Below are 12,766 nucleotides of genomic sequence, written 5' to 3'. Positions count from 1 at the left end.
AAGTTTCATCTGACATAAAGAGCCAAGCAGACCAAGAGGAGAGGAAACATGGCAGCGGAGACATTGCAGGCATTCGCTTCAGGCATGGCGTCGGGACGGATACGGACCGTCGATCTAACACAGATCCTCTCACCAGATACGCCAACTCTTGTCCTGCCTCCCCAATTCGGTCAATGCGCCGGTTTCTCGATGGAGGAGATATCCCGTTACGACGAGCGTGGGGTTGCCTGGTACTGGAATAACTTCACTGTAGGCGAGCACACCGGCACGCACTTCGATGCTCCCGTTCATTGGGTGACGGGGCGCGATCTCCCGAGGAACACCCTCGATGCCATTGACCCGAATGACTTTGTCGCGCCAGCGGTCGTAATCGATATCTCGGCCGCTGCGGCCGAAAATCCGGATTACCTTCTGACGGTCGCGGATATCCAGGAATGGGAAGGCGTCCACGGCCGCATTCCCTCCCGCAGTTGGATTCTGCTTCGTACCGACTGGTCCAAGCGGCAGGTCGAAGAATACGTGAACCTGCAGGAAGACGGCGCCCATACCCCCGGACCTACGGTGGAAGCTGTGCGTTTCCTGATCGAGGAACGCGATGCCCACGGCTTGGGTGTGGAAACCATCGGCACCGATGCGGGCCAGGCCCATTTGCTCGATCCGCCTTATCCGGCACACGCCCTCTTCCACGGTGCGGGTCGATACGGCCTGCAATGTCTGACCAATCTTGACCAGCTGCCGCCAACCGGCTCGCTGGTGGTCGCCTCGCCGTTGAAAATCGAGGGAGGGTCGGGCAGCCCCTTGCGGGTTCTGGCCTTCGTCGAAGGCTGACCGATGGCGGAGCGTTCGTTCAAATCCGAGGTCGAGAAGCTCCGCAAGGGTGACGGCGAGCTCTTCCACGGCGAGGGTATCCTTGCGGTAACGAAGGGGCTCCTCCAGTCCGGGGTCGCCTACGTGGGCGGATATCAAGGCTCCCCGATATCTCACCTTATGGACGTGTTCGCGGATGCGAACGAACTCATGCAGGAACTGGGCGTTCATTTCGAGGCGAGCGCCAGCGAAGCCTCAGCCGCGGCAATGTTGGCGGCGTCGGTCAACTATCCGCTTCGAGGCGCGGTCGCCTGGAAGTCGGTTGTCGGAACGAATGTGGCGTCCGATGCCCTCTCCAACATCGCCTCGGGCGGCGTCACGGGCGGAGCGCTCGTGATCGTTGGCGAAGACTACGGTGAAGGTTCCTCGATCATGCAGGAACGCACGCACGCGTTTGCCATGAAATCGCAGATGTGGCTGATCGATCCCCGGCCGAACCATTCATTGATCGTCGATCTTGTGGAGCGCAGCTTCGAACTTTCGGAAGCTTCCCACACGCCCGTTCTGTTCGAGATGCGCGTCCGGGGCTGCCATCAGACCGGAACATTCACGGCACGCGAGAACCGGTCCCCGCCACTGACCGTCGGCGAGGCGGCCGAGGCGCCGCACCGCGACGTCGACCGGATCGTCCTGCCGCCGGCGAATTTCCAGCACGAGACCGAGAAGATCGAACATCGCTGGCCGGCGGCGGTGCGCTTCATTCAGGAGCACCGGCTGAACGAATGGTTTGGGACCGATGCCGACGCGGAGGTCGGCATCATCGTTCAGGGAGGCCTTTTCAACACGCTTAACCGAGCCCTCGAGCTGATCGGCATTTCCGATTCTTTCGGCAACGCAAAATTGCCGGTTTACGTCCTCAACGTAACCTATCCGCTGATTCCGGACGAGGTGCAGGACTTCTGCGCTGGAAAGCGTGCTGTGCTGGTGATTGAGGAGGGGCAGCCCGAATTCATCGAGCATGAACTGAATACCCTGATCAGGCGCGCTGACCTCCAGACGCAGGTGCTCGGAAAAGCGATTCTGCCGCGTGCCGGCGAGTACACCGGCGCCGTCCTGCAGGACGGGGTGACCCGGTTTCTGGCCCAGTGGGCGCCTGACCTCGCCCCGGCGAGTGAGTCGGAATCTCCCGCGCCGCTTGGTCCCGCCGATGTGCCGGCCCGTCCGGCGGGTTTCTGTACAGGCTGTCCCGAGCGGCCCATTTTTTCGGCGATGAAACTGGTCCAGCGTGAACTCGGACAGTTCCACGTTTCTGCAGATATCGGTTGTCACCTTTTCTCAATCCTGCCGCCGTTCAACATTGGCAACACGACCATGGGCTATGGTCTGGGAACGGCGGGAGCTTCGGCTTTCAAGCCGCGGGACAAGAGGGCCATCGCAATCATGGGGGACGGCGGCTTCTGGCACAACGGGTTGACGTCGGGCATCGGGAACGCTGTCTTCAACAAGGACGACAACCTCACCATCATCGTCGACAACGGATATTCTGCTGCTACCGGCGGCCAGGACATTCTTTCGTCTCGCGCAGAAAATGCCGTCCGCCGAACCCGTCATCCCATCGAACGCGCGGTGCGCGGTATCGGCGTGAGATGGGTGAGGACATTGACGCGGACATACGACGTCGGCGGCATGCGTGACATGTTGCGAGAGGCTCTGACCAGTAAGGAGAAGGGCCCGAAGGTCATTGTCGCGCAGTCGGAATGCCAGCTCAATCGCCAGCGGCGCGTCCGGCCGGCGATGATGAAGGCCGTCAGTGCCGGGAAGCGGGTAGTTCGGGAGCGGTTCGGGGTAGATCCGGATACTTGCACGGGCGATCACAGCTGCATCCGGCTGTCGGGCTGTCCCTCACTCACGATCAAGCCCAACCCGGACCCCTTGCGCGAGGATCCGATAGCGCATGTCGAGAACAGTTGCGTCGGTTGCGGCGTATGCGGTGAGGTCAGCCACGCAGCCGTCCTCTGCCCATCCTTCTACAAGGCGCGGATCGTGATCAATCCAACTGGCTGGGATCGTATTCGCAACCGGATGCGCACATCGGTGATCGCTGCGTGGCAGCGATGGACCCACCAGTCCCTTGCCCGAAGGGCCTTCTGAATCATGGCGGGTGAATCCCTGACGCGTCAGCGTATCACAATCGCCATCCTCGCACTGGGCGGCGAAGGTGGCGGCGTTCTTGCCGAGTGGATCGCCGAAGTCGGCCGGCAGCAAGGCTATATCGCGCAGAGCACCTCCGTGCCGGGGGTGGCCCAGCGCACGGGCGCTACTGTATATTACATCGAGCTTTATCCGGAGGATCACGCCTCGGTGAGCGGCGGTGAGCCGATTCTCGCGCTTATGCCGGTGCCCGGCGATGTCGACATCGTCATAGCCTCGGAACTGATGGAGGTCGGTCGAGCCGTCCTGCGAGGGTTCGTGGCCGAGGATCGCACCACCCTGATCGGCTCGACCCACCGTGTCTACGCAATTTCCGAGAAGTCGGCGATGGCCGACGGTCGGGCGAGCGGTGAACGCATTCTGGATGCGGCCAAACGGAAAGCCCGGCGCTTCGTCGCTTTCGATATGAACGAGATCGCGGAGCAGCACGGCAGCATGATAAGCGCGGTCATGTTCGGCGCGCTCGCCGGAAGTGGGGCGCTGTCTTTCCCGCAGGCGGCATTCGAGCAAGCCATACGCGCGGGCGGCAGAGCCGTGGCTTCCAACTTGGCAGCCTTCGAGGCCGGCGCCAGAGCCTTGGCTGGCGAGACCGGACGGCCCGCCGAGATACACCACCTGCCCGCTCCCACCACGAAGAAGGGCCGCGCCTTTCTGCGGCGCATTCACGAGTCGCTACCCGAGCCGGCTCACGCATTCGCGATTCACGCCGTGCGGCGCTTGATGGACTATCAGGACGCTGCCTATGCGGAGCTCTACCTCGAGCGTCTTACATCGGTTCGGGAACTGGATACCGGTGAGGAGGATTGGCGGCTGACCTGCGAGACGGCGCGGTACCTCGCCCTCTGGATGAGCTATGACGACACGATACGCGTTGCAGACCTCAAGGTGAGGGCCAGCCGCTTCGAGCGCGTACGCGAGGAAGTCAGGGCGCGGCCACAGGATGTTCTCGATGTTATCGAGTATATGCATCCCCGCCTGGAAGAGGTGTGCGAAACCCTGCCCGCGGCGATTGGCCGCCGCATACTCGCGAGCGGCACTCTATCGTCTTGGCTGCGGCCGCTCTTCCGAAAAGGGCGCCATGTCGAGATAACGAGTATCCGCTGGTTCGTTATTCTTGCGCTGCTTTCCGGGATGCGCCGGTGGCGCAGGACCACCCTTCGCTACGCGATCGAACAGGAGAGAATCCTCCTGTGGCTAAACCGCATCCGGAGTGCGGCCCGGATAGATCCGGCCACCGCGGCCGAGCTGGTCGAGTGTCAGCAGTTGATCAAGGGCTACGGCGACACGTTCGAGCGGGGAATGTCGAGGTTTGGTCTGATCATGGATGTATGGGAGACAATCAAGTTCGAACCTGACGCTGCGCCTACTTTGCGCCGCTTGCGCGAAGCGGCGCTCGCGGACGAGGCAGGCACGACATTGGACGGCGCTATCGCGGAGTTGCGGTTCGCCTCGTGATGGTGCGAATCCCGGAGGTGCGCCCCGTCGCGCGTGAGTAGCAATGATGGCTGTCAGCAATGCATTGGCACGATCGATGGAGCTCCTTCGGGCTGGCCAGCTCGGGCCGGCAAGCGTGCTCCTCGAGGAAATCCTGCTCGCTACCCCCAAAGAGCCCGATGCGCTGCAGCTTCTTGGAATGGTGGCGCGGGCCCGCAAGGATCATGAAAGAGCGGCCTCGCTGTTTCGGCAATCCCTTGAAACCAGACCCGATCAGCCGCACGTGCTCAACAACCTGGGTAACGCGTTGCTCGACCTGAAGCGGACGGCCGGCGCCATCGAAGCCTATCGTGGCGCATTGGCGCTTCAGCCGTCTCATGAGGACGCGCTCACCAATCTGGGTCTCGCCTATATCGCCGCGGGTGAATACGGGAAAGCATGCGAAACGCTGCGTCGGGCGATCGATACGAACAGCACCAACGCCAAAGCCTGGTCTGCACTTGGTCGGGCGCTGCGTGCGGCGGGGCAGCTCGAGCAAGCGGTCGCGGCGTTCGGCAAAGCCTTAGCGCTGCGCCCGAATAGCGTTCCGACGCGGCACAATCTCGCAGTTGCGCTTCGTCTGGCCGGGAAGCCCGAACAGGCAGCCGATCTGCTGGAAGAATGCGCCGCCGCGAATCCCGCCGCTGCCGAAATTCAGTATAATCTAGGCCATTGCTACTACGATCTCGGTCGGCTGGACGACGCGGCCGCTGCATATCGGGCGGCGATCGGCGCGAGGCCGGGTTACCGCGACGCCCACGACTCGCTGAACCGTCTTCTGTGGCAGCGCGGCGATACAAGCCATTATCTTCGCAGCTATCTGGAGGTGCTTCGTGACGATCCGGGCGATTCCGGCCTTCTGGCCGATCTGGCCAATCGTCTGAACCTGGGTGGCCGGACCGGAGACACCATCCGACTGCTTGAAGACGCCCTTTCCAGGGGTATCGACAACGCCTCGATCCGGCATCGCCTAGGGCAAGCCTGCTGGGCAGAAGGGTTGGCACAAGCCGCCCTTGCTCATCTCGAAGCCGGATCGGAATCGGATCCCGGCGCCGATTGCCGGCTCGAGTTGGTGCGATCCCTGATCGTTCTCGGTCGCTATCACGATGCACTTGATGCGATCGAACCGGTACTTGCTGATGAACCGTTCAACCAGCAGGCCATCGCCTATCAAGGGCTTGCCTGGCGCCTGCTTGGCGACAGGCGTGCCGATATTTTGAACGACTATGACCGCTTTATCTCGGCCCGGGTCCTTCAGCCACCTCCGGAGTGGGGCAGCGTTGCGCAGTTCAATTCCCGCCTGGAGCGGGCGCTGGGGAAACTGCATGTGACAAGTCAGCATCCGCTCGAGCAGACACTTCGCGGCGGCACACAGACCATGGGCAACCTTTTCGACAAGGATCAGCCCGAGATAGCGGCGCTGAAGCAGATGATCGAAGCCGCCGTGGCCGATTTCATCGAGGCGCTGCCGCATGATGAGGACCACGTCTTCCTGAAACGTCGCGCAGACGGCTTTCGCTTTTCCGGATCTTGGTCCGTGAGGCTTCGGCGGGATGGGTTCCATCTGAACCATGTCCACTCGGAAGGGTGGATCAGTTCCTGCTATTATGTCGGAGTGCCCGCGTCGGTTGCGGACGAAGTTCGCAAGGAGGGCTGGATAAAATTCGGCGAAACAGGGCTGGGCCTGGGCGAACGGGAAACAATCGCGAGAACTGTCAAACCGGAGGTAGGGAAGCTGATCCTCTTCCCCTCATACCTGTATCACGGCACGGTGCCATTTACGGATGAACGTGAGAGAACAACGGTCGCGTTCGACGTTGTGCCGACGTAGCTGCCGCCCTTTGCCGGCATACGCACGGTTGGCCTTGTTGAACTATGCGAGGGAGGGGGCGCCCCCGTCCCTCGCTGATCCGCACATCAGAACCTAACCGTCGCGCCGGCGAAGAAGCGCGTGCCAAGAGGATCGTAAGTGCTCGGGAATGTGTTCAGCTGTTCCTGCGAGCTACCGATCAAGGTCTGCTTGTTGTTCGTGAGATTGATGACCCCGCCGAAGAAGGTGAACCGCTCGACATCCCACGAAAGCGAAAGGTCGAAATAATGTTCCGGATCGATCGTCGGGACGGCGAGATCGGCTGCGGAGAGCAGTTCGCGCGTGACCCGGTCGTCGGTCACCTTACCGACATAGCGATAGCGAAGACTTGCGGTGAAGCCGTCGATCATGAGATTCGCACGGGCCGTGCCTTTCCACTCGGGCAGAGGCTCTCCGCAGGTCAGACCATAAGCGCCGGCGCAATGGTTCACCAGACCCTCGACATCGACCACGGGGTTCCTATCGAACTTGTTGAGCCAGTTTACGGAGCTAGCCAGGCTCAGACTGCTGTCCCCGCCGAAGATCGACGACACATCCATCGAATAGCTGAAGCCAACGTCGATGCCGTCGGTCTGGATTGAGCCGATATTCGCGAAGAGGGCGCTAACGCCGCCGGGACTGCCGATCGTGCCGTCCGGCAGACGGGCGACCGACTGGCAGTAGAAGCTGTTGATGTCCTGGAACTCGTTGTAGCAGAGATCGAGCACCACGTTGAGCGGCGCCCGGAAAATGGCGTCCTTGATGTCAATATTATAGTAGTCGACAGTGATGGCCATTCGATCCATCGGACGGACCACCGCCCCGAGCGTGTAAGTGTCGGTGGTCTCCTCTTCCAGATCCGGGTTGCCGCCAACGATGCCGGTCAGCTGGAAGTTGGGCTGGATTCCGCTGTTGCCCACCGCCGCCGAGGGTACCCCGGTCGCGATGCAAAGATCGCGAATGGGCCCGGGCGCCGCTGCGGATGCCAGCGCGCAAGGATCGGTCGCGGCTTCCGATATGGTGGACTGCGAACGATAGAGCTCGTCCACGCTCGGCGCGCGAACGGCGCGCTGGTACTGGCCGCGGATCATCAGCGCAGGGAAGATCTGCCAAGTGGCACCGCCGCCATATGTCCACACCCCGTTCACATTGGGGAGGGAGTAATCCGAATAGCGGAAGGCGCCGTTCAGCTCGAAGCCTTCAAAAACGGGGACACGGACCTCACCGAAGACTTCCTTTACGTTGTAATCGCCTCCGGAGATTTCACCGACGTCACCGATGCCGCCCTGCGACGGGATGAAGAACGCAGACACGTCGCGCCATTCAACACCCGCCGCGAATCCCACCGGGCCCGCGGGCAGAGTGGTCAGATTGCCCGAGATATAGCCGGTCGCAACCTGCATCTCGGCTTCCTCGCTGCTGGTCGACCGGGTCGTTATGAAGTCGAGGCCTTCCTGGGAAATGTTGGGGCCGAAGATGTTCAGCGGGACGCAGCCATTGGATTCATTCTCGCACACGAGTTCGCCGCCGCCAGGCACGCCGGCGAACGGAAAGGGGCTGGTCGCGCCGGATGCCGGATCGCGGAACACGGTCGTCACGCCTTGGGTGAAGGCGGCCGCGAGAATATTCCCTTCCGACTGCGTGGAATTGCTGGTCCGCGCGAAGGAATAATAGCCGTCATATTTCAGATCGGTGAGGAAGTTGTCGCTAACGGATCCGAGGTCGCCTCGCACGCCGGTTACTACACGCCAGGCATCGCGTTCAAAGGTTACATCGCGCGTCCCCCCTTCGGAGATGCGCCGCCCAATGCTGAGATTGGTAAAGCCGTCGTTCCGGGTAGCGGCATCCGCTTCGGTTTCATCGAGCGCGCGCAGCAAATCCTGGACACCGCTCGAGAGGAAGGGACTGTTCACCTGGAAGCGGTAGCTCCCCCCGATCGGCGTTGCGGCTCTCTGCGTTCGAACGATATTGTTGGTATAGACGCCCTCCACATACAGTTCGGCGCCATCGCTGATTTCGTAGTTTACCATCCCCCCGATGATCCGGCGCTCCTGGGGGAGCTGGAGATAGTTGTCCGGATTGAAGTTGTATCGATCTCCGGGGACCACGAACGGGCTGACTTGCGTGCCAGTCGCATCATACTTGAAACCATTGGCGTCCAATCCGCTAAGCCCAAGCGCGTCGAGCGCGGCCTGGACCTGTGGCCGCGCCGCAAGCTCGGCGCCAAGCGGGAGACCGGCGAAGCGGCCGTTCGGAATGCCGGCGCTGCCGCCGCAGGCAAGCGCGGGTTGTCCGTTCACCGTTGTATCCTCAAGGAAGCACTGCGAGCGCGCGCGCGCGTCCGCGAACGTGCCGTCTCGCTTGAAATAGTTCAGATAGAGCGTCGCGTTGCCGCGATCCTCGGCGAAGTTTCCACCGACGATCAGATCGAGATTCGCCTTGGCCGCGTCACCCTGGGCGGTGATATCGTATTGGGCGGTGGCTTCGACGCCTTCGAAATCATCCTTGAGAATGAAGTTCACCACGCCGCTGACGGCATCCGATCCGTAAACCGCCGAAGAACCGCCGGTAATCAGTTCGACCCGGTCTACCAGCGCGGTGGGTATGGTGTTCAGGTCCGTGACCTGGCGTGCGTCAAAGAAAATATACCGGCGCCCGTTAACTAGGATCAGGTTGCGCTGCTCCCCCAGTCCGCGAAGGTTCACCGTCGCGACGCCGCTGCTTTCGTTGTTCGTGAAACCCGATTCGCCCGGAACCACCTGAGGAAGAGTATTGAGCAGGTTTTCCGCTGTCGCGGAACTCGTCAGGGCGAACTCTTCGGATGATATCTGGGAGACCGGATTGGGTGCAGTCAGCGCCTTCGAGACAATTCTGGAACCAGTGACGACGATCACCTCGTCCTGCGCGGCCGCTTCCTCCGGAGCGGTCGAGACCGCGTCCTCCCCTTCGGCGGAGTCTTCCTGAGCAAAGACCGGTGTCGCTGCTCCGGCAACGAATAGTGTCGACGCAATCCCGGCCAGCAGGTGCGTGCGAAGCTTTTTCACGTTCGTCATAGTATCCTCCCCTAAAGGCGTGCATGAGCGTGTGCTCATTCTTCTCCTGCGATCGGTGTTTCTGAGGGCGTCCGGGTCGGACCGGGCAGCGCCACGGATGCCACGCGTCGGCTTCCACCGATCTCGTTCGACAAGCTCGGGTACGGCCCACGGGGCCCTGGAAGCTGTCGGCCTTTGCTCATGAGGATCATGCGATCATGCTCTCCTCGGCTGTTCGTGAGCTTCCGGCAACGCGAGGCTCAATATGCTTTATGTATAAACTATCCTGGAGAGAGCTCAAGAAAATTCTTCAAGGCTTGAAATTTCTTGCCGTTCTGGATCAGAGATCGGATTGTTGATCGGTGCTAAGAGCTACCTTTGATCGGCTCCGGTCTCACGCAGGGGAATTGCAATGAATCAGGAACGTTCGAAATCGCGCGCGCCGGATTACGTCCTGGCGGAAAAGCACTACGACGCGGTGTCTGAGCCGGCCGCGGTGCGGCTGTGGTTGCGGCTGCTCACATGCTCGCTGACGATAGAGAAGCGGCTGCGCCGGCGCCTGGCGGAAGATTTTGCCACCACATTGCCCCGATTCGATGTGCTCGCCGCTCTCGACCGCCGCGCCGCTGGGATGACGATGGGAGAGCTGTCGCGTGCGCTGCTGGTGTCGGGCGGAAATCTGACGGCGCTCGTCCGACAGCTCGAGCGGCAGGGCCACCTGCAGATGGAACGTGATCCCCAGGATCGTCGCTCCTGGCTGGTGCGGATCACCCGGTCCGGGCGCGCACACTTCAAAGAGGTTGCTGCGGGGCACCACCACTGGATCGCCGACATGTTTGCCGGAATGTCCGCCGATCACAGCCAGCAGCTCTACGACCTCCTTGCAGAACTCAAGGATTCGCTGGCTGCCTCTTCGGAAGAGCCTCGACAATGAGCGACGCTCTGCAAGAAGCGGTGATCGCCAGCCCCAAACCCTATTACCGCGAGCTCAAAGCGAATCGGCCGATAGCCTGGTGTCGTTGCGGCCGGTCGGAACGCCAGCCGTTTTGTGATGGACGATCGCATGAAGGAACTGCCTTCAAACCGCTCGTGTACCGGCCGCGGGCAGACGAAGAAGTGCTTCTCTGCGGCTGCAAGCGTACCGGCACACCGCCGTTTTGCGACGGTACACACAACAATCTTCCCGGCGGCTACAGCACGGATTTGCGCAGCGACGAAGAACGCGGGGCACTTCGCCGCTCGACGACGGCTGCCGATGGGATCGCAAGGCTCGATGGGCGCTGCTATGTTGCAAGTCCTGCTCGGATGGCGGGCGGGCAAGGCGCGCATTCCCGTACGTTGAAGATCATCAGCCGCTCACTGGGTGCTGAGCATCAGGCGCTGTTCCTTGTCGAGTTGAAGTCCGGTTCTTCACCTGCCTTCGGCACTGGATCGGCGGATATGGTCCTGTTCCTCGCGCGGGGCTCCGGATCGGTCACGATCTCCGGCCGCGACTTCGCAGTTCGAGAGGGAGACGGTCTGCACGTGCACCCCAATGAATGGTTCCGCATTGCGAGTCCGGCAGACTGCCGGCTCTTCGTCTCCACTCTTCCCGGGGTCGAGGAGCTTGAGCAGGTAGCGACGCCGACGTCCGAGTTTGACGCTCGCTTCCCAAATCGCTTGGTGAGCGTCGATCAAACCATGCGCTCCGAAATGGGGCCGCGCTATTTTCAGATGCTCGTCGACAAGGCGGCCGGCCTCGAAGGCGCGGCGCAGTTCATCGGGCATATCCCGCAGTCCCGTGCGGAGATGCATCGCCATCTCTACGAGGAGGCGCTGATCGTGCTCTCGGGCGAAGGAATTCTGTGGAACGAGGAGAGCTGTACCGATGTCACAGCCGGGGACGTGATCTTCCTGCCTCGCAAGCACGCCCATTCCCTCGAATGCATCGGGGCAGCGGGGATGGACGTGGTCGGCGTCATCTACCCCGGCGATAATCCGAGCATAAATTATTAGGCGAGTAGGTCTCGATTGGCCCGCAAGGCGTCGACGAGCCGGTCGGTATCACTTTTATCGTTGTAGAAGTGGAAGCCCGCTCGAAGATTACTCTCGCGATACGATGTCACTACACCCTGTTCGATCAACCTGGCCACGAGGGTGGAGGGATCCTGCGCCTTGAGAGCCAGCATCGGCCCGCGCGAGCGCTCATCTGCGGGCGTCATCACGGTAAAGCCTTCCGCGGTGAACCGGTTGAGCGCGTAGCGGGTGAGCTCTGCTACCCGCGCCGCGATCGCTTCGACACCGTATTCCAGAATGATCTCGAGTCCGGCATCGGCAGCATAGCAGCTCAGGACGGGCGGCGTGCCGGCCTGAAAGCGGCTGGCCGCTCGGCTCGGCTCGTTCGCAAAAATATTCATCGCGCCGACATCGTCTTGGGCGAACCATCCGGACGCCGTGGGCACCAGATCGGCGATCCGTTCCTGCCGCGCGTATAGGAAACCACTTCCCGCCGTTCCCAGCAGGTACTTGTACATTCCGCCGACCGCGAAATCCACGCCCAGCTTCTTCACATCGATCGCCTGGGCACCGACGGACTGGAAGCAATCGAGGATCACATAGGCGCCCTGACGATGGGCCATTTCGGCGATAGCCCTGATGCTCTCGTCCGAAAACTTGCCGCCATGCCTGTAGCAAACATGCGACAGCACCACGATCCGTGTTCGCTCGTCGATCAGGTCGGCGAAATGCTCCGGAGGGATGAGCCCCGATACGTCTTCCGCCACATGTTCGACCACGGCGCCACGACGTTCCTGCGCGTGCCAGATCTGTCCGCTCGTCGGGAACTCGTAGTTGCTCACCAGGACCTTGGTCCGGTCGCCGGAAAAATCGAGCGCTGTTGCGAGCGCATTGATGCCGGCAGAAGCCGACGCCGTGATGGCGATCTCGTCCCGTTTCGCATTGAGCAGCCGCGCCATCTTGTCGCGGACGCTCTCCGCCCGTGCGACCCAGAGATCCCAGTCCGCGCCGACCGCCACCCGGTGGTCCATGTAATCGTCGATCGCCAAGCGCACTGTGTCGCTCAGCAAGCCGTACGATCCGCTGTTTATGTAGGCGAGCCTTTCCAGCGTCGTGAAGCGGCGGCGCGCGAACTCCAGACGATCGCTTTGCGACGAAGTTTGCTGGGCAATGGAATCGAGACTGGACATTCTGCGCGGAATAGAATTATTTTATGCTTATAGCAATAGGCTGCCGAGTCTGCGCAGCGTCAACGGGGGAGTAGAGATGCGCCTGTTCAAAGCCCTGACCCTTACTGCTTGCGCAGCCATTAGCCTGGCTATCCCGGCCGCGGCCCAGCGAAATGTCGAGCCGGGCCAGCCAGCTCATCCGGCAGCGAGAACGGCCCTGCCGGCCATAA

8 protein-coding genes are annotated in these 12,766 nt (G+C 61.6%); 6 read left to right on the top strand and 2 right to left on the bottom strand.

Features of this window, described 5'->3' with window-relative positions; translation table 11 throughout:
* Positions 1 to 48: 48 nt before the first annotated feature.
* Genes D2V04_RS15540 through D2V04_RS15525 form a run of 4 tightly spaced genes read left to right on the top strand, consistent with a single transcriptional unit; the run spans position 49 to position 6,322 of the window.
* Positions 49 to 828, top strand: coding sequence for a cyclase family protein (locus tag D2V04_RS15540; protein WP_119514619.1), 780 nt, complete (start codon positions 49 to 51; stop codon positions 826 to 828).
* A 3-nt stretch (positions 829 to 831) separates the two neighbouring features.
* Positions 832 to 2,958 (top strand): indolepyruvate ferredoxin oxidoreductase subunit alpha, encoded by a 2,127-nt coding sequence (locus tag D2V04_RS15535; protein WP_119514618.1) that lies wholly within the window; start codon positions 832 to 834, stop codon positions 2,956 to 2,958.
* Between the two features lie 3 nt (positions 2,959 to 2,961).
* Positions 2,962 to 4,473: an indolepyruvate oxidoreductase subunit beta family protein gene (locus tag D2V04_RS15530; protein ID WP_119514617.1), complete on the top strand. Its 1,512-nt coding sequence runs from the start codon at positions 2,962 to 2,964 to the stop codon at positions 4,471 to 4,473.
* Positions 4,474 to 4,519: 46 nt separating this feature from the next.
* On the top strand, positions 4,520 to 6,322 hold the full coding sequence (locus D2V04_RS15525; protein WP_182849787.1) for a tetratricopeptide repeat protein: 1,803 nt from the start codon (positions 4,520 to 4,522) through the stop codon (positions 6,320 to 6,322).
* Between the two features lie 86 nt (positions 6,323 to 6,408).
* On the opposite strand, the gene D2V04_RS15520 is transcribed toward D2V04_RS15525, so the two are convergent.
* Positions 6,409 to 9,393 carry a TonB-dependent receptor domain-containing protein gene (locus tag D2V04_RS15520; RefSeq protein ID WP_182849786.1) on the bottom strand — a complete coding sequence of 995 codons (2,985 nt, stop codon included), beginning with the start codon at positions 9,391 to 9,393 and terminating at the stop codon, positions 6,409 to 6,411.
* A gap of 391 nt (positions 9,394 to 9,784) precedes the next feature.
* Here D2V04_RS15520 and D2V04_RS15515 point away from each other — a divergent pair, with 391 nt between their 5' ends.
* Positions 9,785 to 10,306, top strand: coding sequence for a MarR family winged helix-turn-helix transcriptional regulator (locus tag D2V04_RS15515; protein ID WP_119514614.1), 522 nt, complete (start codon positions 9,785 to 9,787; stop codon positions 10,304 to 10,306).
* Positions 10,303 to 11,367: a CDGSH iron-sulfur domain-containing protein gene (locus tag D2V04_RS15510; protein WP_182849785.1), complete on the top strand. Its 1,065-nt coding sequence runs from the start codon at positions 10,303 to 10,305 to the stop codon at positions 11,365 to 11,367. The genes D2V04_RS15515 and D2V04_RS15510 overlap by 4 nt, the downstream gene beginning before the upstream one ends.
* Here D2V04_RS15510 and D2V04_RS15505 read toward each other — a convergent pair.
* On the bottom strand, positions 11,364 to 12,422 hold the full coding sequence (locus D2V04_RS15505) for an aminotransferase class V-fold PLP-dependent enzyme (protein ID WP_228766513.1): 1,059 nt from the start codon (positions 12,420 to 12,422) through the stop codon (positions 11,364 to 11,366). The two genes, D2V04_RS15510 and D2V04_RS15505, sit on opposite strands and share 4 nt — an antisense overlap.
* Positions 12,423 to 12,766 lie beyond the last annotated feature (344 nt).

It is taken from the genome of Pelagerythrobacter aerophilus (assembly GCF_003581645.1).
In the GTDB taxonomy this organism is placed as follows: domain Bacteria; phylum Pseudomonadota; class Alphaproteobacteria; order Sphingomonadales; family Sphingomonadaceae; genus Pelagerythrobacter; species Pelagerythrobacter aerophilus.
Note: the sequence above shows the minus strand (reverse complement) of the source record. Positions and strands in the feature narration are given on the sequence as shown.

Bases quoted from the DNA above. Each gene is read 5' to 3' on its own strand.
- D2V04_RS15540 (WP_119514619.1), top strand. From the start codon at position 49: ATGGCAGCGGAGACATTGCAGGCATTCGCTTCAGGCATGGCGTCGGGA.
- D2V04_RS15520 (WP_182849786.1), bottom strand. From the start codon at position 9,393: ATGACGAACGTGAAAAAGCTTCGCACGCACCTGCTGGCCGGGATTGCG.
- D2V04_RS15510 (WP_182849785.1), top strand. From the start codon at position 10,303: ATGAGCGACGCTCTGCAAGAAGCGGTGATCGCCAGCCCCAAACCCTAT.
- D2V04_RS15525 (WP_182849787.1), top strand. From the start codon at position 4,520: ATGGCTGTCAGCAATGCATTGGCACGATCGATGGAGCTCCTTCGGGCT.
- D2V04_RS15535 (WP_119514618.1), top strand. From the start codon at position 832: ATGGCGGAGCGTTCGTTCAAATCCGAGGTCGAGAAGCTCCGCAAGGGT.
- D2V04_RS15530 (WP_119514617.1), top strand. From the start codon at position 2,962: ATGGCGGGTGAATCCCTGACGCGTCAGCGTATCACAATCGCCATCCTC.
- D2V04_RS15515 (WP_119514614.1), top strand. From the start codon at position 9,785: ATGAATCAGGAACGTTCGAAATCGCGCGCGCCGGATTACGTCCTGGCG.